The organism is Paramuribaculum intestinale, assembly GCF_030759015.1.
GTDB classification, from domain to species: domain Bacteria; phylum Bacteroidota; class Bacteroidia; order Bacteroidales; family Muribaculaceae; genus Paramuribaculum; species Paramuribaculum intestinale.
In genome coordinates this window covers 2959726-2981761 of sequence record NZ_CP098825.1, presented here as the reverse complement: position 1 = coordinate 2981761, position 22036 = coordinate 2959726, and the positions used below count along the sequence as shown (strand labels likewise).

Below are 22036 nucleotides of genomic sequence, written 5' to 3'. Positions count from 1 at the left end.
CTATGAAAACGTTTACATCCGTAGCCGACATAGGCTCGCTCACCGAAGCCATCGCCGAGGCCCGAGCCATCAAGGCCGACCGCTTCGCCGATGCATCGCTCGGCCGCAACCGCACCCTCATGATGGTGTTTTTCAATTCGAGCCTCCGCACCCGCCTGTCGACACAGAAGGCGGCGCTCAATCTTGGCATGAACGTCATAGTGCTCGACATCAACCAGGGCGCATGGAAGCTTGAAACCGAACGTGGAGTGATAATGGACGGCGACAAGCCCGAGCACCTGCTTGAAGCCATACCCGTCATGGGCTGCTACGCCGACATCATCGGAGTGCGCGCCTTCGCCTCGCTCACCGACAAGAAAGCCGACTATGAGGAGCAGGTGATCAACCAGTTCATCCGCTATTCAGGCCGTCCGGTGTTCAGCATGGAAGCCGCCACAGGCCATCCGCTGCAGGCGTTTGCCGACGTCATCACCATCGAAGAGCACAAGACCAAGCCGCGCCCCAAAGTGGTGCTCACATGGGCGCCGCATCCCAGAGCGCTCCCGCAGGCCGTGCCCAACTCCTTCGCGCAGTGGACCGTCGCCGCCGGCTACGATGTAGTCATAACGCATCCCCGCGGCTATGAACTCGCACCCGAATTCACAGCCGGCGCCACAATCGAATACGACCGCGAGAAAGCCTTCAGCGGAGCCGACTTCATCTATGCCAAAAACTGGTCGGCATACGCCGATCCCGACTACGGCAAGATACTCTCCACCGACCGCTCCTGGACTGTCGACACACGCTCGATGGCACTCACCGACAATGCCTTTTTCATGCACTGTCTGCCGGTGCGCCGCAACATGATCGTCACCGACGACGTCATAGAGTCAGAACGCTCCCTCGTCATACCCGAGGCCGCCAACCGTGAGATATCCGCACAGACCGTATTAAAACGCATGCTTCAATCGCTGTGACACTAAAAAATATAACCATAGTAAAGATCGGAGGCAACGTTGTCGACGATCCCGAGGCACTCCGGAGGTTTGCCGCCGGATTCGCCCAGATGCCCGGACGCCGCATACTCGTGCACGGAGGCGGCAAGGAAGCCACACGCATGAGTCAGGCGCTCGGCCTGACGACCACCATGATCGACGGACGACGCGTCACCGACGCATCCACGCTCGACATCGTCACGATGGTCTACTCCGGACTTGTCAACAAACGCATCGTGGCTCTGCTGCAGAGCCTCGACTGCAATGCAGCCGGATTATGCGGCGCCGACGCCGGACTGGTCAAGGCTACCCGACGTCCGCCGCGCGACGGAGTCGATTTCGGCTTCGTGGGCGATCTCGATCCCAACGGAGTCGACATACTGACTCTCTCGTGGCTGCTCGAATCGGGCATAACCCCGGTGTTCAGCGCCATAATGTCGGACGGCAAAGGACAGCTGCTCAACTGCAACGCCGACTCAGTGGCTTCATGTCTGGCCAAAGCCTGCGCACGTGTGGCCGAAACCCACCTCGTCTACTGCTTCGAGATGCCCGGGGTGATGCGCGACATCGACGACCCTAAATCAGTCATCAGCTCCATCACGCCCGAAAGCTATGCGCGGCTGCGCGCGGAAGGGGTTGTCAGCAAAGGGATGATACCCAAGATCGACGGCTCCATAGCGGCTGTCGAGGCCGGAGTGCGCACCGTCACCATAAAGCACGCATCCGACCTGCTGAAACCGTCGGGAACCATAATAACCCTATGAGCCGACCCGACGAAGAGGCCATAGCCCTGCTCAAGAAACTTATCGCCACTCCATCCACGAGCCGCGACGAGAGCGCCACTGCCGGAATCATCCGGCAGTGGCTCGCCGACAACGGACACACCCAGGCCAGAATCGACAACAATATCTATGCTCTGGCCGCACCGCTGCGTCCGGAGCTTCCTACAGTGATGCTCAACTCGCACCACGACACCGTCAAGCCATCGCCGGCCTATACGCGCGACCCCTACATGCCCGAAGAGGCCGACGGACGCATCTACGGACTTGGAAGCAACGACGCCGGCGCATCGGTGGTGAGCCTGCTCGCCGCATTCCATCTGGCCGATCCCTCATCTCTGCCGTTCAACCTTCTCATGGCCGTCACAGCCGAGGAGGAGGTCGGGGGTGAACACGGCATGCGCTCACTGCTGCCGCATCTGGCCGAAAAAGGGCTGATCCCGTCGATGGTGATAGTAGGCGAACCCACTGGGCTTCAGGCCGCAGTGGCCGAACGAGGCCTCGTGGTGCTCGACTGCATAGCCCACGGAGTCAGCGGCCATGCAGCCCGCAACGAGGGCGTCAACGCCATCTACCGGGCCATGACCGACATCGAACGGCTGCGCACATACAGTTTTCCACGCGTATCGGATGTGCTCGGGCCGATCAAGATCTCTGTGACACAGATCGAGGCCGGCCGACAGCACAATGTCATTCCCGACGAATGCCGGTTTGTGGTCGACGTTCGCACTACCGACGCCTACTCCAACGAAGAAACCGCCCGAATGCTCGCCGACCTTATCGACAGCGAGTGCGCCCCACGGTCTACGCGCGTACAGGCATCTGTCATATCGCCCGGCCACCCGCTGGTGGCCGCAGCCACAGACCTTGGCGCCGCCACATTCGTATCGCCCACCACAAGCGACATGTCGCTTCTCCACGGCATACCGTCGCTGAAGATCGGCCCCGGACGCTCCGAGCGAAGCCACACGGCCGACGAATACGTCATGCGCCACGAAATCACCGACGCAATTGACTTCTACTCCTCGCTTATTTCCAACCTCAAAAACCATCTACAAGAATGAAACTCTGGAGCAAGGGCTTCGAGCCCGACGAAATGATAGAACAGTTCACCGTTGGCCGCGACCGCGAACTCGATCTGCGCCTGGCGCGCTTCGACGTAGAGGGATCCATGGCACACATCCGTATGCTCCAGAGCATCGGACTGCTCAGCGCCGGCGAACTCGACACCCTGCTTGAAGCGCTCACCGACATACTCGCCGTGATCGACCGGGGCGAATTCGTCATCGAGCCGGGAGTGGAGGATGTCCACTCGCAGGTGGAGTTCATGCTCACGTCGCGACTCGGCGATACCGGCAAAAAGATACATTCCGGACGCTCGCGCAACGACCAGGTGCTCGTAGACCTGAAACTTTTCATGCGGAGCGAGCTTAAACTGACAGCCGAAAGCGTCAGGCATCTCTTCGACCGCCTGCAGGAGCTGTCGGAACTCCACAAGGACAAGCTCATGCCCGGCTACACACATCTTCAGGTCGCTATGCCCTCATCGTTCGGACTATGGTTCGGAGCCTATGCCGAAAGCCTCGTCGACGACATGCAGATGCTCGTGGCCGCCTACAACGTAGCCAACCAGAACCCGCTCGGATCAGCCGCCGGCTACGGCTCATCATTCCCACTCGACAGAGAGATGACCACGCGGCTTCTCGGGTTCGAAACCATGCACTACAACGTGGTGGCCGCACAGATGTCGCGCGGCAAGACCGAACGCGCCGCAGCCATGGCCATAGCCTCGATAGCCTCCACGCTCGGACATCTGGCAATGGACGTATGCATGTGGATGTGCCAGAATTTCGGCTTTATTTCATTTCCCGACGAGCTGACCACCGGATCATCCATCATGCCCCACAAGAAGAACCCCGACGTGTTCGAGATCATGCGCGGAAAATGCAACCGTCTGCAGGCCATACCCAACGAAATCGCCCTGCTGACCGCCAATCTGCCGCTCGGCTACAACCGCGACCTCCAGCTGCTCAAAGACATCATATTCCCCGCCACCACCGAACTCCGCTCATGCCTTGAGATGGCCGACTTCATGCTGCAGCACATACGCGTGCGCGCCGACATACTCGACGATCCGCGCTACGACTATCTGTTCACGGTAGAGGACGTCAACCGTCTCACCCTTTCGGGAACGCCGTTCCGCGAAGCATACCGCACGATCGGACACCAGGTGCAGGAAGACACATACCGTCCCACGCGCGAGATACACCACACCCACGCCGGATCGATCGGCAACCTCTGCAACGCCGAGATCGCGCTCAAAATGCAGCGGGTACTCGACCGCCTCGCCTGATTTCAGGCCAGGACACTTCCGCACAACACCGATGCGCCGGCATTCGTGAAATTGAAATCACGCGATGTTGGCGCATCGGTGTTTTTTTTATAATTTTGCCGCGTGTAATATCACTACTACACTATCATAACCAATCATTACAGGGAAATAACCGACATCAGATGTACAGGAAAATGTTTATTGCCGCAGTAGCGGCACTTGCCGTCACGCCCGTGCTCACATCATGCGGCGATGACAAGGAGACAGTCGAAGAAGAAATAACAGAGGCACAGATCGTGCCTATGAGAGTGTTCACTTCAGGCGTACCAGTCAAAGTGGGCGATCTCAACATCACGGTCGACCAAACCGCCCGCGTCTGCAGCATGTCGGACAACAGCAACGAAATCACATTCACATATCTTTCAGGCAACGCATCGGGCCACGGCCACTACGACCTGTCGATGACCGTCAAAAGCCATAGCGGAGCCACCACGCAGTGCTATTTCACCATCAACGAGGATCTGATTGTCTCGCACTGCACCGAAGTAGGCCCGTCGGGCACCAAGGAGTGGGACTTTGTCTACAACAACCAGGATCGCCTCGAACAGATCAAGGTAAGCGGACATGCCGACTGGAACGTGGCCAACTTCACCTACTACATGCAGAGCATCGGCAAGGTGGCCTACGGCAACGAAGGCGACGAAACGCCCAACACCATCACCATCTCCAACGCGCTCAGCAAAACCAACAAAGGCTGCATAATGCTCTTTGCCGACAACTACGGCCTCGACATCGGCAACATGCACTACGCCTACTATGCCGGACTGCTCGGACGGGCATCGGTCAATCTGCCGGCCAAGAGGGTGTTTCTCTCCGCCGACAAATCAACAACCGACACCCACGAATACGAGTGGGAGCTGAAAGGCGACAAAATGCCCGCGCGATGCACCGTCACCGACTATAATCAGGACGGCACTACACGCGGGCAGCGTACGATCGAAATCGGCTGGTGACCGGGTCTTCACTCCACGCTGAAGCCTGCAAGCTCCACCGCGCGTGCAAGAGCGGCATCGTCGACATTGCCTCTGACGTGAGCCACACCCTTGGCCATATCGACCGAAACCTCCTCCACGCCCTCAAGGCCGCGGATTGTGCGCTCCACCGTGGCGGAGCAATGAGGGCAGTCCATGCCCTTGATACGATAATCCTTATTCATTTCCTTGACTATTTTATGGTTATGGCGGCGCTTTATCAGGCGCTGCACTACAAGTGAATATATCAGCAACATTATCAGCAACGCTCCGCAAGCCATCGTAAACCAGCCAGCAGACTCAGCCTGATGACAGGCACCGGAAGCCGACACGGGCAGCACAAACCACGAATCCGGCAGCAGACAGTCGATCAGCAGGCCGAAGCCTATGGCGGTGACCACCACCGAAGCGATATAGATCATGGTGGCACGGCGTCCGTTGGTGCGCGACAATATCATCACCGAAGCGAAATTCGCCGCCGGCCCGGCCATCAGCATCACAAAAGCTATGCCCGGGCTGAGCCCTTTCATCATCAGCGACATGGCGATAGGTATGGATCCGGTGGCGCACACATACATCGGCACAGCCACCGCCACCACCGCCAGCATGGCCAGCAGACGGTTGTCGCTCAAAGCGGCAAAGAAACTGTCGGGCACGGTCACAGTGATCAGAGCAGCCACTATCAGGCCCACTACAAGCCATCCGCCCACGCTTCCCACCATATCGACAAAGCCGTATGACACTGCTCGGAGCAGACGCCGCGGAAGCGACAACGGCTGCGAGGTCTCATCGCCGCAAAGGTCGGCACCGCATTCCGCGGCATCGTCGGACGCACGCTCCTTGCCGCCGAAACGGTCGACGGCCCAACCTCCCGCCACAGCCCCGACAAGAGCCGCTATCGGGCGTATCAGCGCAAACGGCAATCCAAGCAGCGAATAAGTGGCGGCAATAGAGTCGACACCGGTCTGGGGAGTGGCGATAAGAAACGAAGTGGAAGCCGCACGGCTCGCGCCGCGTCGGCGCAGCGACACTGCCGTCGGGAGCACACCGCACGAACATAGCGGCAGTGGCACGCCCAATGCGGCAGCCTTGACCACCGGAAGCAGTCCGCGCCCCGACAGATGACGCGCCATAGTGCGCGGCTTCACAAACTCATTGAGAAGCCCGGCAAAAAGAAAACCGAGCAGAATGTATGGCGCCATCTCAAACACTATAGCGCCAAGCGACTGAAATATATGCGTGATGTTCATGATGCAAAAATTATATTTACATGATTTTCATGGTGCAAAATTACATCACACCGCCCCCTCCCGCGTTGCATCATTCTGCAAAAATGTTGTCGGATTCCTGTCCTCTCCCCCCAGCCCTATCCCCGGCAATGTATTGTATATGGCTATGCGCGGGAGAAAGATCACTCCTAAATGTCAGATATGGGGAGGCGCGAAGCTTTGCCGGCGGCAAGCGCGTCGGCATACTGCGACGGAGTCATACCCGTCACCTCCTTGAACTGTCTCGACAGATGAGCCGTGGTCGAATACCCTGTCAGATAAGCGATCTCACTCACCGTGCGGTCGCCATAGCTCAGCAGTTCCTTCACCCGCTCCACTTTCTGGGCTATATGGTATTTCTCTATCGTGCGCCCTTCGCTCTGGCTGAACATACGGCTTGCGACAGCATACGGCTCACCGGTCTGACGCTCCACACATGCCGACAGGTTGAGCCGGCAGTCGGGCTCTTCGCGCACATGATGCATCACGGCAAGTTTCACACGCTCCACCACCTCTGCGGCGTGGTCGGTCACGATCCTGAACCCCGAGGCCTCCAGAGCCTCCACAAGCCGACGGCGTGCGTCGGGCGATAACTCCGTCTCGGCCACACGCGCCCTTCCAAGCTCCACCTCCTCCACCGTCAGTCCCTGAGCGCGGAGCACACGTTCCACCTCGGCCACACAATGGCGGCACACCATTCCGGCTATGGTAAGTTCCATATATTCCGAGCTATCCACCAGACTATTATCACTACAAACACGATCCATATCATCGTCCGGCCATTGAGCGCATTGTAGACTCGCGGCATACTCCGCCTCATGCCCTGCGCCACAAGCATCAGAGCCACAAGCGGCATCGATGCCACCAGCAGAGCATTGGACTTGAAAGCTCCGGCAAAGTCGGCATGGAGCATGGCGTGGACGGCCCGTTGCGACCCACAGCCCGGACACTGCAGCCCGGTTAGAGTAAGAAACGGACATCGCGGAAAATGCGATTCGGCAGGATCAAAGACAGCATAGACCGCCACAAGAGCGGCAAGGATCACTGCCCCGGCTATCCACCAAAGCAGCCTGCGGCTCATAGCATAGACAGCACCACCTGGAACGGTATAGCTATCAGGCCGCACACTATCGTCACAGCCAGCCATATCGCCGTGTTTTCCGAAGCCTTGCGGGCACCCTCATAGTCGCCGGCATAATATCGGCTCGACACCTTGGTGGAATAGATCAGCGCCACAATGCCGGTGACCACACAACACACCAGCATAGCCACGATGCTCCATGCCAGATAGGTAGGCGGCATAGGAGGCTGCTGATTGTCAGCCGACTGATAGTTATAGGGCATCCGCTGCGGAGCCGGCGCCGTGTAGCTCGACGCCGCTGCCGGAGGCGCAGGGCAGAGCGGCGCAGGCGGAGCGAAAAATTCCCGCAGCTCCTCCACTTCGCCGGCTGCCGTCCAGTCGGCAAGTCCCTGACGCCATATCGGAGTTTCGGGACGCGGACGGAGCGACACCAGCCGTTCGAGAGTCATCGGGCCAAGACGCTCGCCGGTAGTAGCGATCGCCCAGTATTGTACGTTATCCATGTAGGGCAAAATCAGAAAAATTTGGTTTCCGTTCCAAGTATCTCAGTGAGAAGATTGTTGGCCAGACGGCTGGCACCGATACGGAAATACTCGCTGCTGAGCCATTTCTCGCCAAGCACCTCCTTTACTATCGTGTAGTAGGCCACGGCCTCGTCGGCGGTAGTGACGCCTCCGGCCACTTTCAGTCCCACCATGCGTCCGGTCTTCTCGGCATACTCCTTTATTGCAAGCGCCATCACATAGGCCGCCTCAAGCGAAGCACCCGGGTATTCCTTTCCGGTAGAAGTCTTGATAAAATCGGCGCCCGAATACATGGCTATGACAGATGCATCGCGGATATTGCGCGCAGTCTTCAGCGCACCGGTTTCGAGGATCACTTTCAGCGAACGCTCACGGCAGGAATGCTTGATCTCGTCGAGATCATCAGCCACCTGCTCCCAGTCGCCATCGAGAAAATCGCCGAGATTGATCACCACGTCGATCTCGTCGGCACCGCCCTCCACGGCCAACGCCGTCTCGGCCACCTTCACTTCGGGGAAAGTCTGCGACGAAGGGAAACCGCCGGCCACACAGGCCACATTGACCCCGCTCACCTCAAGCACCGTGCGCACCACTTGCGCGAAATTGGGATATACGCAGATGGCGGCCACATTGGGCAGATCGCCATGCTCGTTCTCAAAATCATTTACCCGCTCTGTGAACGCCGCCACCGACTGCTGCGAATCGGTGGCCTTTAACGTCGTGAGGTCGATACAGCCGAAGAGCATCCGCATCACCTCCGGAGTCATATTCTCAGCCTTGTGTTCGGCTATGATTTTGGCCACTGCTTCGGCCACCTGTGAATCGTCGGTTGTCACGGCGCTTGCCGCCACCGTATCGTGATACTTGTCTGCCATATTGTCATTCTTTAAGTTTTGAATCTATTATTATCGTGACCGGGCCGTCATTGACCAGCTCCACCTGCATGTCGGCGCCGAACACTCCGGTCGCCGCAGTCTTTCCTGTCAGGCGCGTCACTTCGGAGCAATACGCCTCATACAGCGCCGTGGCCACGTCGTGACCCGCCGCACGGATATAGCTCGGGCGGTTGCCCTTGCGGGTCGACGCCGTAAGCGTGAACTGACTGACCGCCAGAACATCGCCTCCGACATCCGTCACCGAGCGGTTCATCACCCCGGCCTCATCGGCAAAGATACGCAGCGTCGTGGTCTTTGCCGCCAGCCATGCGGCATCGGCCGGTTCGTCGCCATGCTCGACACCGACGAGCACCATCAGCCCACGGCCGATTGAGCTGTGGAGCTCACCGCCTATGCTGACCGAAGCCCTTGTCACGCGCTGTATCACAATCCTCATGGCCTGCCGATCAGTAAAGATTGAATATCCGGTCCATCCGACGCCACTTTTCCGAAGAGGTGGCCTCGGCCGAAGCTTCCTGCACCTCGGCCATATAAGCTTCCCACTCCGCCTGACGCGGCAGAGTGGCCAGTCGCTCCATGGCTTCATCCCAATCGAAACCCTCCGGAGCCTCCACTATCATCACGAGCTGACGCCCGCAACGGTATATCTCCATTTCGAGTATTCCCACCGCACGGATGCCTTCGAGCACCTCGGGCCACACGTTGCCCCGGGCGTGGCGTCGCTCATATTCGCTGAAAAACTCGGGAGTGTCGCCCCGCAGCTCCATAGTGCGCACATAGCGCTTCGTGGAGCCGTCGAATCTCTTCACTTCGTATCCTTCGGTATTCATGTCGGAGAAAGTTGATCGATATTGTGGTGTCTATATATGTGAGTGCACACTGGTTATTAACGCTTCGGACGTGGCGATTTGTTTGGTCGAGCGTCGCGATACCTCGAAAGAGTATCGTACAGCCGAGGCAGATTGATCTCCCCGCCCTTGACCGACTTGCGCAGCTCACGCTCGTTGGAGCGCTGAGTCGGAGTGCGATAGGCGTCCCACAGCATGTCGACCACACGGATCGCATCCCTGTTGGTGGCCACACCATCCACCGCAAAATAATCGGCCTCGGCGATATCCTTTATGTTGCCGGCAGCAAACAGATCGAACAGCACTTTGTAACGGTCGCTCTTCAGGCTGCTCCGCCGCCATGTAGAATGCTCATTGAGATATTTCAGATCGGCTGCCTCATCCGTAGCCAGAGAGCCTTCGACCGGCTCTGCCACCAATGCCTGCGGGGCTGCGGCGGAGTCGGGAACTGCCACTGTCGAGGTGTCGGAGATTCCGACCACGGCCGCAGTATCGGGTTCGGCGGTCACCAATGCCGAATCCGACAGCAAATGCATCGGCACTCCGTCGTCGTGAGGCGTCACGCCACTCACATCGGTGCTCTCCATCGAGGCTATCGGATCAGTATCAGGAATAAGTCCCGGCAGATAGCGCACCGCCGCGAATCCTACGCCGAGAGCCACCAGCACGAGCAGTGCGAACACCCATCCGCTGCGGCGGCGATGTCGGCGCGACACCGCCGGTCCATGACCTGACGGCATATCGCCATCGGTTGCGCCGCTGTCGACGGCATCCGAGTCCTCAAGCCATCCGCGCAGATTGCGGCGGTCGGGCACAGCTGCCCTCGGAGGAACTGTGACGGTAAAATCGGGGAGCGGAGTGACCACCGGTGTGTCGCGCTGGAGCGTCTCACCCTTGCGGGTGGCCACCACAGTCGCCTCCACTATTGTTTCAGGCTCTGCAAGGCCGTCGCTCGACAGAAAATCGTCGATAAACCTGCCGACGTCGGCGTGCGACATATATCGGCGCGTGGTGCGCGGCGAAAGCGGCAGCGGCTTTTCAGGAGCCGACGGAGTCACCTCTGAAGAATGCAAAGCCTCCAGCAGGCTCTCTCCGGCCATATTCATGCCGGAGCTCACTGTCATGCGCTTCTCCACACCTCCCTGGATCAGACTCACCAAAGTGCCTCCATCGGCATTACGGTCGAGCAAATATATACATTCGGCATTGAGAAACAGACTATTGAAGGCGTCATCGCCGGTTCCCGGCTCAAGCCGCCATGATTTCGGTCGTATGCTTGACTGATTCATGTTGCAAAGTTAGCCAAAAATTTGTGTAACTTTACGAGCAAATTTTGAAAAGATGAAACGACTTGTATTCGGTGCCATCACGGCGCTCATTATCATCACATCGTCGGCTGCCCGGGCCGACAAGCCCTCCGGGGGCACAGTCTACGGCGTAGCGTTCTACAATCTCGAAAACCTGTTCGACACCATCAACAACAACGGTAAATTCGATCTTGAGTTCTCGCCGCAGGGTGCCCGCCAGTGGGATTCGGCGAAATACCGCCTCAAAATCAACAATCTCGCCAACGCGATAGCCAACCTCGTCACCGAATCGACGCCCGGCGGCCCGGCCATCGTAGGCATAGCCGAGGTCGAGAACGAGTCGGTGGTCCGCGATCTTGTCGAGGCAGAACCACTGCGCAGCCGGCGGCTCGGCTACGTCCATCACGACTCACCCGATCTACGCGGCATCGACGTGGCGCTGCTCTATGACTCCACACTGTTCACTCTCATATCCTACGAACCACATTTCCTTTATATACCCGACAACCCCGAATTCCGCACACGCGACCAGCTGTGCGTCACCGGCCTGCTTGGCCGCGACACACTCAGCGTCATCGTCAACCACTGGCCATCGCGCCTCGGCGGACAGGAGCTGTCGGAGCCGATGCGCATAGCTGCAGCAGAACTCACCCGGCACATCGCCGACTCTCTCTGGGCGTGCGATCCCGAACGCGCCATAATCGTGATGGGCGATCTCAACGACGATCCGGCCGACGCATCATGCACCAGAGTGCTCGGCGGACGCGAGGATCCCTACGACGTGGCTCCGCACGCATTTCTCAACCCATGGATAAAGATCCACGCTTCGGGACGCGGCACACTCACCTACCGCGGACAGTGGAATCTCTTTGACCAGATACTCGTGGGCGGCACACTGCTGCCCGACAACGGAGCCTCATCGCTCATCTATACCGGCGCGCGCATCATGGATCTCGACTTCATAAAGCAGCATGGCGGACGCTACGACGGAATGCCCTGGCGCACATACGCCGGCGGCCGCTTCCTCGAAGGATATTCCGACCATTTCCCCACCGAAATATTCCTCTTCGCCCCCGCGGTCAGTGTCAGCCGGCCCTGAACAATTCCCATAAGTAACTCGCAAAAATTAGCTGCGAGTGATTTTTTGAGTTTTGTTCGAGTGATTTTTGTTTGAAGACGAATAAAACAAAAAAAACAGCTATATTTGCAAAACCGTCAAAATCAACAGCATTTATGAAAAAACCATTTACAGCCTTCCTGATAACGCTGGCAGTATTCACCGCCGGCACTGCCAAGGGGACTGCACTTCCCGTAGACTCCATACATGCCGACTTCCGCGAATTTATCCGATATCTTGAAGAAACGCATCCCGACCCCTATACACCCTACGGGGGACGTCCTTATTTTTATGCCACGGCACGCAACTTCACCGAAAGCATATGGACTGACTCTGTAACCGACAGCAATGAGCTTGCCCGACGGATTACACAGTTTCTTCTGCCGCTCGGCGACGGACACACCGGCATCAGCCAGATGAAGCCGAAAGGCAAGAACCGCTACGCTCCCATATATCTGAAACAGCTCTCCGACGGACTTGCCGTAGCCCTTATCCCCGATTCGCTCAAAGAGTGCCTCGGCTATACAATCACGGCTGTCAACAACATCCCACTCGACACGCTCATAATACGCACCGGCAGTGTGGCCATCACGGAAAACCGGTCGGGAATCATGAAGCATCTCTGCTGGAACATAGGCAGCGAGAATTTCCTGAGTCAGACAATCGAGGGATTTGAAGGCGATTCCGTCGACTTCACGCTCAAAGACAAGTCGGGACACGAGCACGGCATACGGCTTCCGCTCATCCCCTCTACCGACCGGTTCAGCTATAAGAGTTATGCCAGAATCAAGTCGAAATACAAGCTACCTAAAGGCAACATGGAATACTGCTTCATCGACGACAAGGGCAAGAGCGCATATTTCAGATTCAACACCACATATTCACGCGACTGCTTCGACTACATGAAAAGCAACGGCTGGGATTACGAATCGCAGCTCTGGAACTACCTTTCCAGCACAGGCCAAAAGCGTCCCGCCACCATAGAAGAAGCTTTCCGACAGATACCGGTGCTTGCCGAGGAATTCGGCAAACTGCTCAAAGAGATGAAAAAGCGTAAATCCGACAAGCTGTTCATCGACCTTCGGAATAACGGCGGCGGATGGACTCCTATAGTCTACGCGATGCTCTATCAGCTCTATGGCAGCAAAGTGGCCACCCAGGACTACAGCCAGCAGTTCTACCGGAAGCTCTCGCCACTCTACTTCAAGAAAATCAACAGCTCCCTCGAAGATTTCAACAAACAATACAACTGCGACTTCACATACAACGATTATACCATCTGGGGGAAGAACAGCGAACCTAAGAAAGAGCTCAGCCCGGAGGAACTCGAAAAATACCTCTCCGGACTTATGACATCGCGCACCGATATGCTTGTCAGGCAGAAAGGAGAGCCGCTTTACCGCCCCGCCGAAGTCTATGTCATCACCGACGGAGTGACATTCAGCGCCGCCTATCACACGGCCCACTATCTGCGTCAGCTTGGCGCAAAAGTAATCGGAGTAGCCAGTTCGCAGGCTCCGAACACCTTCATGGAAACAACGCCGTTCAGACTGACACATACCGGTCTGACAGGCTCTATCTCCAACTCCATCCAGAACATGCTTCCCGCCGATCATCCTGAAGCACGTCAGATGAAGCCCGACGTGGAACTCACCACAGCGACATTCCACCGTTACGGCGATGATGACAACGCCGAGATACGCATGATTCTCGAGCCTTGACAGCCCTGCATTGAGAATATACAGCCGCGTCATCCCTGACTCTTAACAATTGGATCTTGGATGATTGGGCGAAGTTGAGTAATTTTGCAGCGGCCATAATGAATGGCTGCAAGAACCGTATTTTATAACCAAACAAACTGACATGTTCAAGAATCTGTCAATCAAAGCAATCTCTCTCATTATCATGATCGCGGCAGCTATGCCCGCTTCAGCACAGTTCAATCTCAAGAAAGCTGTCGGAGCCGCCAGCAAAGCCGCCCAGGCAGTGACACTCACCGACGAGCAGATGGCCGCCTACGTCAAGGAATCTGTCGACTGGATGGACAAGAACAACCCCGTGCCCGACGAAAACAACGAGTACACCAAGCGCCTGCGCCGCCTCACCGAAGGGCTCAAGGACGCCGACGGCATACCCCTGAACTTCAAGGTCTACGATGTGATCGACGTAAACGCCTTCGCATGTCCCGACGGCAGCGTGCGCGTATTCTCGTCGCTGATGGACATAATGAGCGACGACGAGCTTCTCGGCATTATCGGCCACGAAATCGGCCACGTCACACGCCGCCACTCCAAGAACGCCTTCAAGACACAGCTTCTCACCGGAGCCGCAAAGGACGCCGTAGGATCCACTTCGTCGAAAGCCGCCGCACTGACCGACTCGCAGCTCGGATCGCTCGGCGAAGGACTCATCAACGCAAAATACTCGCAGAAACAGGAGAACGAAGCCGACGACGCAGGTTATGAATTCCTTGTGGCCAACGGCAAGAACCCCTGGGGCATGGTGATGGCATTCGAAAAATTCCAGAAAATGGAAGGAGAGGCCGGAAGCAAGAGCAACTACGTGCAGAAGATGTTCAGCTCCCACCCCGAAACAGCCAAGCGCATCAAACGCATGAGCGAGCGCGCCACCAAGGACGGCTTCGAGCGTCCGGCAGCTGAAGCCGCCGAACAGAAGTAAGCGACAGCAACGGATATATGGAGCTTCGGTCGCTCACACTCACCAACTTCAAGAACATAGGCGAGGCGTCGCTCGACTTCTCGCCTAAAATCAACTGTTTCCTCGGCGACAACGGCATGGGCAAGAGCAATCTGCTCGACGCCATACATTATCTGAGCTTCTGCCGGAGTTTTACCGGCGTGGCCGACACGATGGTGATACGTCGCGGAGAGGACTTCGCCATGGCCAGAGGCATATACCGGCGTCGGGGCGCCGACGAGGAACTGCAGCTGGGCATGCAGCGCGGACGCCGCAAGAGTCTCAAGCGCGCAGGCAAGGAATACACCCGCCTGGCCGACCATATCGGGTCGTTTCCGATAGTGATGACCGCGCCCTCCGACACCGATCTGGCGCGCGGAGCCGCTGAAGAACGACGCCGGTGGATGGATATGGTCATATCGCAGGAAAACCACCGCTACCTCGACGCGCTGATGCGATATGCCACCGCACTCACGCAGCGCAACCGCATGCTGCGCGACGCATCGTCCGACAGCGCCCTCTACGAAGCCGTCGAGCTGCAGATGGAGATGGCCGCCGGAGTCATCACCGGCGCACGCAAAGAGTGGATCGACAAACTCCGCACACGATTCGGCGCCTTCTACGCCGCCATAGCCGGCGAAGAGGAGAAGGTCGACCTCGCCTACGACGACAGCACGGCATCGCCCGACGGCATAGCCGCCGGGCTTGCCGACGCGCTGGCGAGAGCACGGCGGCGCGACGAGGCCATGCGCCACACCACCGTCGGGCCCCACCGCGACGACATAGTGATGACACTCGCCGACATGCCCCTGCGCCGCACCGCATCGCAGGGACAGACCAAGACCTTCACCACCGCCCTGCGTCTGGCACAATACGAATTCCTGCGCGAAGCCACAGGGATGCGCCCGCTGCTGCTGCTCGACGACATATTCGACAAACTCGACTCACGTCGGGTGGAGCGCATCATACAGCTCGTGGCGCGCCGCGACTTCGGACAGATATTCATCACCGACACCAACCGCAAGCATCTCGACGAAATCGTCAGCCACATGGCCGGCGACTTCAGGATGTGGACGGTGAGCGACGGCATATTCACTCCCGAACGATGAAACGCACCGACCCGCAGCTCTTTTCCCAGATATTCAGCAAGCTCGTGGAGCAGAGCGGCCACGCCGACACCTATGCCGAGCAGCGGGCATGCTTCGTATGGCCCGAGGTGGTGGGACAGGGCGTGAACCGCTATACCACCCACCGCTACGTGGATCACGGCGTCATGCATGTCTATATCACTTCGGCGTCGCTTAAAAACGAACTCGGATTCCACAAGACCACACTCGTGGAGCAGATCAACCGACGGGTGGGCCGAAACGTTATAACTTCAATAATAATTCATTGAAAATGCAAGAAGGCACACTGCTGCAGTCCGACAACCCTAAGGTGCCGGAGGCACAATTCCCGTTCCACCACGTGCTGCCCGTGCAGATGCGGTTTACCGACATCGACATGCTCGGACACCTCAACAACAACGTCTACCTCAGCTTCATGGACCTGGCCAAGGTCAACTACTTCTCCACCGTAGGCATGGACTGGCGCAGTCTCAAGGCCGTGGTGGTGCACATAGGCTGCGACTTCTACTCACCGAGCTACTTCAACGAATCGCTCGAGGTGTGGACACAGGTCACATCCGTAAGCACCCACAGCTTCAAGATGGAGCAACGCATCGTGAACGGCGTCACCGGACAGACCAAATGCGTCGGACACACCGTCATGGCCGGATTCGACCCAGCCACAGCCAAAGGACAGGCGCTCGACCGCGAATGGGTCAAGGCCGTAGAACAATACGAGCAGAGGAAACTCTGATCCGACACTCGACCCGACGACCGATCGTCGGCCGGTCACGCACCGCCATATTTGATTTGCAGATTACGGCGCTTTGCATTAATTTTGCAGAAAACAACCCCATCATGACCGATAACGCAATCGACATAAAGGCCATCATGGCCGACATCCTCGAAGCCGAAAGCAAAGCCGTGGCCTCGATACCCTACACCTCCGACTTCGACAAGGCCGTCAGTCTGATCGTAGACCATGTGAAGCAGCGTGGAGGCAAGCTCGTCACATCAGGCATGGGCAAAGCCGGACAGATCGCCATGAATATAGCCACTACATTCTGCTCCACCGGCATTCCGGCGGTCAATCTCCATCCAAGCGAAGCCCAGCACGGTGATCTCGGCGTGCTGCAGCCCGACGACGTGATGCTCCTCGTGAGCAATTCGGGGCGCACCCGCGAGATAGTAGAGCTCCTCAGCCTGGCCGACGAACTTTATCCCGGCATACCGTCGATAGTGATCACCGGCAATGCCCAGAGCGAACTGGCATCGCGCGCCGACGCCACACTCTTCACCGGCGGCGCCCCCGAAGTGTGCCCGCTCGGACTGACCCCGACTACCTCCACCACACTCATGACCGTCATCGGCGACATACTGGTGGTCAACGTCATGAAAGCCACCGGATTCACCAAAGCCGAATATGCCAAACGCCACCACGGAGGCTATCTCGGCCACAAGAGCCGCCAGTGACGCCTACAGGCTGATCACCTTCCTTTAACTCCTAATCCACGCTTTACTTTGAGAAAGATCATAGTGGCAGGCGAATGCTCACTCGACATAGTTTTCCCTGCCGACACCGCATCCGACACATTCAGCCTCACAGCCCATCCGGGCGGACGGCTGCTCAACGCCGCCGCCATACTCGGCGACTGCGGCCACACGGTGGAATTCGCCGGAGAAGCCTCGCGCGACCTCACCGGCGACATCATCACCGGATTTCTCGCCCGACATAACGTATCGACACGCTCCATCGACCGCTACACAGCCGGAGTCACACCGGCCTACTTCCTTTTCGAGAACCGCGACGAGGCCACTGTGGCCATGCGCAGCCACGCCGCCGAAGGTTTTGACTTCATCTGGCCGCGCGTCGACGCCGACGATATCGTAATCTTCGGGTCTTACTTCGCGCTCGACAAGCGCATACGCCCGAATCTGACCGACTTCCTGACAAACGCCGCCGAACGCAAAGCCACAATCATCTACCTCCCCGGATTCCTGAGCAAACTGGAGCCGAGCATCACCAAAGTGATGCCTTTCATACTCGAAAACCTGCAATTTGCCGACATGGTGGTGACACGCAGCGGCGACTTCGCCAACATATTCGGCGCCGACGCCACCCCCGAATCGAGCTACCGCGATCATATCAGTTTCTACACACGCCTGATGGCCAACGTCGACGACAACAACGGAACGATAAGCATCTATCACGGCAAAGACACTGTCACGACCCCTTTCACATCCGACAAAGAGCCTCTTCAGGTCAACGCCATTGCGCTTGCCGCACTGACCGACGCACTGATCCAGCTGGGCATAACCCACGACAATGCCGACAGCCTGCCGTCGGGACTGCTCCGTATGCTCGCATCGCAAGCAGCCGACTTCATATCATCCCGCAAGTGAAAAACGACAACACATCACTCTCACCCGGATTTCTGCCCGGCGACTCCACCGATGCCGGACGCCGGATAGTGGAAGCCGCTACCGTGGAGGAAGCCGCCGAACATCTGCGCGACGCCCGTTTTGACACCGCCCACGACGAGATGAGGCGCTATGCCTCCGACGCCATCATCGCCGGCAATGCACCACATGCCACCGACGCGCTGACTGCCATTGATGCCGTCATGGCCATCGCGCCCGACGCCGACAACCCCGACATAGCCGACAAACGCACGGCCATAAAGCAGGTACTCACAGCGCTCCACTTGTCGCAGAACCGTCATGCAGAGGCGATGCAGACCGCTGCCGACGCCCTCAATATGCTCGCCGCCAATCCGAAGCGGCGCGACGAGGCTTTCCTGAGCATGCTGGCCGCGCTGCTCCACGACGTGGCACTGCTCCACTCCGCACGCGGAGAGTACAGGCAGGCCGAACGCGAAGTGGAGAAATCGATGAAAATACTCGAACGTCTGGCACGCACCGAACCCGACCGCTACGCATCGGCTCTGGTCATGGCACAGGCTTCGGTCACACAAGTGATGCACTCACGCCTCAAACAGGCCAATCTGCTGGCTCACACACAGGCCGCAGTGGAAACATACATGGCTCTGGTAGCAGCCAAAGCGCCCGACGCCACCGACCGGCTCGTCGACTCGCTCGCCGAGGAGGGCCGCACTCTCGCACGCATGGACAAACACCGCCAGGCTGTGCAATATTACACCCGGGCTCTAAAATATCTTGTGGGCATTGAGCCGGAGATGACACTGCGCCAGCTCACACTGTCGATCGACCTTGGCGAAAGCCTTCTGTACATCAAGGGGCAGCGCGAGAAAGGAGTGCATCTGCTCAACACCATGCTCCACAAGGCCACACGCCTCGGCGCCGATGAAGAGCACCGGCGCATAGTGGAAGTGCTGCTCAACGCCAACACCCGCCGCCTTGACATACTCGGACTGTGGCACAAACTGTTCCCCCGCTGAGATCCGACCGGCATCCGTCAATAACAACACTGCAACAAAAAACAACGAAACATGTCGACATATTCACCCCAGACCGACGCTGCCGCCACAACCGACGCACGAGTGGCCATAGTCACAGCCGAATGGAACACCCACATAACATCGCGCCTGCGCGACGAAGCCGTGGCCACACTGCTGTCACACGGACTCACCGATGACCGCATCGGACTCTTCGACGTGCCCGGAGCAGTGGAGCTGACATATGCCGCCGCCCGGCTTGCCGGCTGCGGCTACGACGCCGTCATAGTGTTTGGCTGCGTGCTTCGCGGCGACACCCCCCACTTCGACTACGTGTGCCAGTCGGTCACACAAGGCGTCACCGACATAAACCTGCAGGGCAAAACACCTGTGATATTCGGTGTGCTCACCGTCGACACCGAGCAGCAGGCCATCGACCGCATAGGCGGCCCGGCCGGGAACAAGGGCGCAGAAGCGGCTCTGACAGCATTGAAAATGATCGCTTTCGACCGATCGACAAAGCATGCCGCCGAAAAACAACCGGAAACAAACATACATCCCTGATGAAACGCATAAACCATATCATTGCAGCCATAGCACTGTCGGCGGCTACTTACATCACCGCCGGCGCCGCCGACAACAACACCGCCGAAGGAAAAGAACGCGGCTATATGACCATCAACCGCCAAACAGCCGAAGCACACATAGGCTTTCTGGCATCCGACGAACTTCAGGGACGCGAAGCCGGATACCCCTCGGGACGCATCGCCGCCAACTACGCAGAAGCCTGCCTGCGCGCCACAGGCCTTGAACCGTGGGACGGCAAGACCTACCGCCAGCCGTTTGCCGCCTACCGTCGCGAACGGCAGAAAAAAGGACGCTACACCGTCCATCCCGACTCGATAGCACGCCTGGAGCAGGAGGTGCATCAGAAACTTCCGCTCACCAACATCATGGGACGCATCACAGGCAAGAATCCCGACGAATACGTGATCATCGGCGCCCACTTCGACCACCTCGGGACAGACCCGCTGCTCGACGGCGACCAGATCTACAACGGCGCCGACGACAACGCATCGGGAGTGGCAGCCGTGCTGCAGATCGCACGCGCATTCGTCGAAAGCGGAGTGCAGCCCGAGCGCACAGTGATCTTCGCCCTATGGGACGGAGAGGAGAAGGGTCTGCTCGGCTCCGAACACTTCATGCTGCAGTGGCCCGAACCGTCAAAGATCAAAGGCTATCTCAACTTCGACATGATAGGCCGCAACAACGACGAATCCAACCCCGAGCATGTGGTCTATTTCTACACCGAGGCACATCCGGCATTCGAACAGTGGCTCCGCAACGACATAACTGAGCGCGGACTCCGGCTGAAGCCCAACTACCGCCCGTGGGACCGCCCCATAGGCGGTGGCGACAACGGATCGTTTGCCAAGCGCGACGTGCCTGTAATATGGTACCACACCGACGGACATCCCGACTACCACATGCCATCGGACCACACCGAACGGATCAACTGGGACAAGACTGTCGACATCACACGCGCCGCCTATCTCAATCTGTGGAACCTCGCCAACATGCCCGCCTACTGATGCCGATACGTATCCGAATCGCCGCCGCCATGCTATGGCCGCTGCTCCTGTGGAGCTGCAGCAGCCCCGACCATTTCACAGTCGAGGGCCGGCTTCCCGACGGCGCGACAGCCAACATTGAGCTGACATATTATGCCGACGGCGGCATACGGCGCACATCGGCTGTAGCCAAAGATGGCCGGTTCACGATCAAAGGCTCGTCGACACGTCCCACCCTCGCCCTGCTCACCATATCTGGAGGAGCGCCCGCAGCCTCGCTCATCGTTGACAACGGCGACAAGATCAAGCTCACCGTCGACAGCGCCATGACCGGACTCGAAAGCCTTTCGGGCAACAGTCAGAGCGAGAAACTGTGGCGGTTCGTGACCGGAAACCGACAGGCTCTCACATCGGGCAGCGACGCCGAGGTCAACCGTCTTGTGACCGAATTCGTCGGAAGCAACTCCACAGAACTCTGCGCCGCAGCCATCATGGTCACCGCCTTCCGCACTCCCGGCCATGAGGCCGAAGCCGATTCGCTCATAGCACGCATCGATCCCGAAGCACGCCCGCAGGAGGTCATGCACAACTTCAGCGAAGTGCTCGCCACCCAGATATCGAGCGAAGCGCGCGGCAAAGTGCCCAACATGACCCTCTACGACCGCCGCGACACCACCGTCTATTATGCGCCCTACAACCAGTCGGCAAGCATCATCGCCTTCACCTCGGCAATGCCCCGCCAACGCGACTCCGTCACTGCGGCCCTGCGTCAGCTCGCCGACAGCCTGCCGCGCCGCCGTTTCAAAGCCGTCGAGGTGACACTCGCGCCCGACTCGGCCGAATGGAAACGACTGACCGCCCGCGACTCCGCATCGTGGATTCAGGCCTGGGCTCCGGCCGCGATAGCATCGCCGTCGATGCGTCGGCTTGCAGTGCCGAGAGTGCCGTTCTTCATCGTAGCCGACTCCACCGGCACACAGATCTATCGCGGAAGCAGCGCCACAGCCGCCATCACAGCCGCCGACCGCATACTCCGCCATAAATAGCCCCTTCCCAATCCCACTCCCTCCCCACCACACTATTTATTTC

The 22036-nt window shown here is 58.3% G+C and carries 25 protein-coding genes; 17 read left to right on the top strand and 8 right to left on the bottom strand.

The features are described from left to right. The first annotated feature begins 2 nt into the window (after positions 1-2). The 5 genes from NF347_RS13375 to NF347_RS13355 all read left to right on the top strand — a co-directional run bounded on the left by NF347_RS13375 (position 3) and on the right by NF347_RS13355 (position 5098). Positions 3-956 carry a Rossmann-fold NAD(P)-binding domain-containing protein gene (locus NF347_RS13375; RefSeq protein ID WP_107036009.1) on the top strand — a complete coding sequence of 318 codons (954 nt, stop codon included), beginning with the start codon at positions 3-5 and terminating at the stop codon, positions 954-956. Next, positions 953-1738 (top strand): acetylglutamate kinase, encoded by a 786-nt coding sequence (argB, locus tag NF347_RS13370; RefSeq protein ID WP_107036008.1) that lies wholly within the window; start codon positions 953-955, stop codon positions 1736-1738. The genes NF347_RS13375 and argB overlap by 4 nt, the downstream gene beginning before the upstream one ends. After that, positions 1735-2817 carry a M20/M25/M40 family metallo-hydrolase gene (locus NF347_RS13365; protein ID WP_107681523.1) on the top strand — a complete coding sequence of 361 codons (1083 nt, stop codon included), beginning with the start codon at positions 1735-1737 and terminating at the stop codon, positions 2815-2817. The genes argB and NF347_RS13365 overlap by 4 nt, the downstream gene beginning before the upstream one ends. Next, on the top strand, positions 2814-4106 hold the full coding sequence (gene argH / locus NF347_RS13360; RefSeq protein WP_107681524.1) for an argininosuccinate lyase: 1293 nt from the start codon (positions 2814-2816) through the stop codon (positions 4104-4106). Before NF347_RS13365 ends, argH begins: the two co-directional genes overlap by 4 nt. 161 nt (positions 4107-4267) lie before the next feature. Continuing rightward, positions 4268-5098, top strand: coding sequence for a DUF4595 domain-containing protein (locus NF347_RS13355; RefSeq protein ID WP_107036005.1), 831 nt, complete (start codon positions 4268-4270; stop codon positions 5096-5098). A gap of 8 nt (positions 5099-5106) precedes the next feature. Here NF347_RS13355 and NF347_RS13350 read toward each other — a convergent pair whose 3' ends face one another. The 8 genes from NF347_RS13350 to NF347_RS13315 form a co-directional block, all read right to left on the bottom strand. Continuing rightward, positions 5107-6366 carry an SO_0444 family Cu/Zn efflux transporter gene (locus tag NF347_RS13350; protein WP_107036004.1) on the bottom strand — a complete coding sequence of 420 codons (1260 nt, stop codon included), beginning with the start codon at positions 6364-6366 and terminating at the stop codon, positions 5107-5109. Between the two features lie 167 nt (positions 6367-6533). Continuing rightward, positions 6534-7103, bottom strand: a complete 570-nt coding sequence (locus NF347_RS13345; RefSeq protein ID WP_161953404.1) for an AraC family transcriptional regulator — start codon at positions 7101-7103, stop codon at positions 6534-6536. Then, the gene (locus tag NF347_RS13340; protein ID WP_161553926.1) at positions 7088-7465 is read right to left on the bottom strand and encodes a DUF2752 domain-containing protein; all 378 of its coding nucleotides are present in this window, start codon (positions 7463-7465) and stop codon (positions 7088-7090) included. The genes NF347_RS13345 and NF347_RS13340 overlap by 16 nt, the downstream gene beginning before the upstream one ends. Next, positions 7462-7968: a CD225/dispanin family protein gene (locus NF347_RS13335; RefSeq protein WP_107036001.1), complete on the bottom strand. Its 507-nt coding sequence runs from the start codon at positions 7966-7968 to the stop codon at positions 7462-7464. The genes NF347_RS13340 and NF347_RS13335 overlap by 4 nt, the downstream gene beginning before the upstream one ends. 11 nt (positions 7969-7979) lie before the next feature. Then, positions 7980-8864, bottom strand: a complete 885-nt coding sequence (gene deoC, locus NF347_RS13330; RefSeq protein ID WP_107036000.1) for a deoxyribose-phosphate aldolase — start codon at positions 8862-8864, stop codon at positions 7980-7982. Between the two features lie 4 nt (positions 8865-8868). After that, complete coding sequence (dtd, locus tag NF347_RS13325; protein ID WP_107681896.1) at positions 8869-9321, bottom strand: D-aminoacyl-tRNA deacylase; 453 nt, start codon at positions 9319-9321, stop codon at positions 8869-8871. A gap of 10 nt (positions 9322-9331) precedes the next feature. Further along, entirely contained in the window at positions 9332-9715 is a 384-nt protein-coding gene (locus tag NF347_RS13320) for an L-rhamnose mutarotase (protein ID WP_107681897.1), read from the bottom strand. 56 nt (positions 9716-9771) lie between these two features. Further along, on the bottom strand, positions 9772-11022 hold the full coding sequence (locus NF347_RS13315) for a hypothetical protein (RefSeq protein WP_107035997.1): 1251 nt from the start codon (positions 11020-11022) through the stop codon (positions 9772-9774). A gap of 52 nt (positions 11023-11074) precedes the next feature. Between NF347_RS13315 and NF347_RS13310 the strand changes: the two genes are divergently transcribed. The 12 genes from NF347_RS13310 (at position 11075) to NF347_RS13255 (ending at position 21993) form a co-directional block, all read left to right on the top strand. Next, positions 11075-12139 (top strand): endonuclease/exonuclease/phosphatase family protein, encoded by a 1065-nt coding sequence (locus NF347_RS13310; RefSeq protein ID WP_107681687.1) that lies wholly within the window; start codon positions 11075-11077, stop codon positions 12137-12139. Between the two features lie 134 nt (positions 12140-12273). Continuing rightward, positions 12274-13878 carry a S41 family peptidase gene (locus NF347_RS13305; protein WP_107035995.1) on the top strand — a complete coding sequence of 535 codons (1605 nt, stop codon included), beginning with the start codon at positions 12274-12276 and terminating at the stop codon, positions 13876-13878. A 142-nt stretch (positions 13879-14020) separates the two neighbouring features. Then, the gene (locus NF347_RS13300) at positions 14021-14836 is read left to right on the top strand and encodes a M48 family metallopeptidase (protein ID WP_107035994.1); all 816 of its coding nucleotides are present in this window, start codon (positions 14021-14023) and stop codon (positions 14834-14836) included. Positions 14837-14853: 17 nt separating this feature from the next. Beyond that, positions 14854-15963 (top strand): DNA replication/repair protein RecF, encoded by a 1110-nt coding sequence (gene recF, locus NF347_RS13295; protein WP_107035993.1) that lies wholly within the window; start codon positions 14854-14856, stop codon positions 15961-15963. Then, positions 15960-16250, top strand: coding sequence for a DUF721 domain-containing protein (locus NF347_RS13290; protein WP_107035992.1), 291 nt, complete (start codon positions 15960-15962; stop codon positions 16248-16250). The genes recF and NF347_RS13290 overlap by 4 nt, the downstream gene beginning before the upstream one ends. 2 nt (positions 16251-16252) lie before the next feature. Next, complete coding sequence (locus NF347_RS13285) at positions 16253-16714, top strand: acyl-CoA thioesterase (RefSeq protein WP_107035991.1); 462 nt, start codon at positions 16253-16255, stop codon at positions 16712-16714. A gap of 104 nt (positions 16715-16818) precedes the next feature. Next, on the top strand, positions 16819-17433 hold the full coding sequence (locus NF347_RS13280) for a KpsF/GutQ family sugar-phosphate isomerase (RefSeq protein ID WP_107681686.1): 615 nt from the start codon (positions 16819-16821) through the stop codon (positions 17431-17433). Between the two features lie 48 nt (positions 17434-17481). Next, positions 17482-18363 (top strand): carbohydrate kinase family protein, encoded by an 882-nt coding sequence (locus tag NF347_RS13275; protein ID WP_107035989.1) that lies wholly within the window; start codon positions 17482-17484, stop codon positions 18361-18363. Beyond that, entirely contained in the window at positions 18360-19379 is a 1020-nt protein-coding gene (locus NF347_RS13270; protein ID WP_107035988.1) for a hypothetical protein, read from the top strand. The genes NF347_RS13275 and NF347_RS13270 overlap by 4 nt, the downstream gene beginning before the upstream one ends. 51 nt (positions 19380-19430) lie before the next feature. Continuing rightward, complete coding sequence (ribH, locus tag NF347_RS13265) at positions 19431-19940, top strand: 6,7-dimethyl-8-ribityllumazine synthase (protein WP_107035987.1); 510 nt, start codon at positions 19431-19433, stop codon at positions 19938-19940. Then, positions 19940-20968 carry a M20/M25/M40 family metallo-hydrolase gene (locus NF347_RS13260; protein ID WP_107035986.1) on the top strand — a complete coding sequence of 343 codons (1029 nt, stop codon included), beginning with the start codon at positions 19940-19942 and terminating at the stop codon, positions 20966-20968. The genes ribH and NF347_RS13260 overlap by 1 nt, the downstream gene beginning before the upstream one ends. Beyond that, complete coding sequence (locus NF347_RS13255) at positions 20968-21993, top strand: DUF4369 domain-containing protein (RefSeq protein ID WP_107035985.1); 1026 nt, start codon at positions 20968-20970, stop codon at positions 21991-21993. Before NF347_RS13260 ends, NF347_RS13255 begins: the two co-directional genes overlap by 1 nt. Positions 21994-22036: the final 43 nt, after the last annotated feature.

What these genes read in the sequence shown, in the direction of transcription:
- NF347_RS13375 (WP_107036009.1), top strand. Translation starts at nt 3, where the DNA reads ATGAAAACGTTTACATCCGTAGCCGACATAGGCTCGCTCACCGAAGCC.
- NF347_RS13365 (WP_107681523.1), top strand. Translation starts at nt 1,735, where the DNA reads ATGAGCCGACCCGACGAAGAGGCCATAGCCCTGCTCAAGAAACTTATC.
- argH (WP_107681524.1), top strand. Translation starts at nt 2,814, where the DNA reads ATGAAACTCTGGAGCAAGGGCTTCGAGCCCGACGAAATGATAGAACAG.
- NF347_RS13355 (WP_107036005.1), top strand. Translation starts at nt 4,268, where the DNA reads ATGTACAGGAAAATGTTTATTGCCGCAGTAGCGGCACTTGCCGTCACG.
- NF347_RS13350 (WP_107036004.1), bottom strand. Translation starts at nt 6,366, where the DNA reads ATGAACATCACGCATATATTTCAGTCGCTTGGCGCTATAGTGTTTGAG.
- NF347_RS13345 (WP_161953404.1), bottom strand. Translation starts at nt 7,103, where the DNA reads ATGGAACTTACCATAGCCGGAATGGTGTGCCGCCATTGTGTGGCCGAG.
- NF347_RS13340 (WP_161553926.1), bottom strand. Translation starts at nt 7,465, where the DNA reads ATGAGCCGCAGGCTGCTTTGGTGGATAGCCGGGGCAGTGATCCTTGCC.
- NF347_RS13335 (WP_107036001.1), bottom strand. Translation starts at nt 7,968, where the DNA reads ATGGATAACGTACAATACTGGGCGATCGCTACTACCGGCGAGCGTCTT.
- deoC (WP_107036000.1), bottom strand. Translation starts at nt 8,864, where the DNA reads ATGGCAGACAAGTATCACGATACGGTGGCGGCAAGCGCCGTGACAACC.
- dtd (WP_107681896.1), bottom strand. Translation starts at nt 9,321, where the DNA reads ATGAGGATTGTGATACAGCGCGTGACAAGGGCTTCGGTCAGCATAGGC.
- NF347_RS13320 (WP_107681897.1), bottom strand. Translation starts at nt 9,715, where the DNA reads ATGAATACCGAAGGATACGAAGTGAAGAGATTCGACGGCTCCACGAAG.
- NF347_RS13315 (WP_107035997.1), bottom strand. Translation starts at nt 11,022, where the DNA reads ATGAATCAGTCAAGCATACGACCGAAATCATGGCGGCTTGAGCCGGGA.
- NF347_RS13310 (WP_107681687.1), top strand. Translation starts at nt 11,075, where the DNA reads ATGAAACGACTTGTATTCGGTGCCATCACGGCGCTCATTATCATCACA.
- NF347_RS13305 (WP_107035995.1), top strand. Translation starts at nt 12,274, where the DNA reads ATGAAAAAACCATTTACAGCCTTCCTGATAACGCTGGCAGTATTCACC.
- NF347_RS13300 (WP_107035994.1), top strand. Translation starts at nt 14,021, where the DNA reads ATGTTCAAGAATCTGTCAATCAAAGCAATCTCTCTCATTATCATGATC.
- recF (WP_107035993.1), top strand. Translation starts at nt 14,854, where the DNA reads ATGGAGCTTCGGTCGCTCACACTCACCAACTTCAAGAACATAGGCGAG.
- NF347_RS13290 (WP_107035992.1), top strand. Translation starts at nt 15,960, where the DNA reads ATGAAACGCACCGACCCGCAGCTCTTTTCCCAGATATTCAGCAAGCTC.
- NF347_RS13285 (WP_107035991.1), top strand. Translation starts at nt 16,253, where the DNA reads ATGCAAGAAGGCACACTGCTGCAGTCCGACAACCCTAAGGTGCCGGAG.
- NF347_RS13280 (WP_107681686.1), top strand. Translation starts at nt 16,819, where the DNA reads ATGACCGATAACGCAATCGACATAAAGGCCATCATGGCCGACATCCTC.
- ribH (WP_107035987.1), top strand. Translation starts at nt 19,431, where the DNA reads ATGTCGACATATTCACCCCAGACCGACGCTGCCGCCACAACCGACGCA.
- NF347_RS13260 (WP_107035986.1), top strand. Translation starts at nt 19,940, where the DNA reads ATGAAACGCATAAACCATATCATTGCAGCCATAGCACTGTCGGCGGCT.
- NF347_RS13255 (WP_107035985.1), top strand. Translation starts at nt 20,968, where the DNA reads ATGCCGATACGTATCCGAATCGCCGCCGCCATGCTATGGCCGCTGCTC.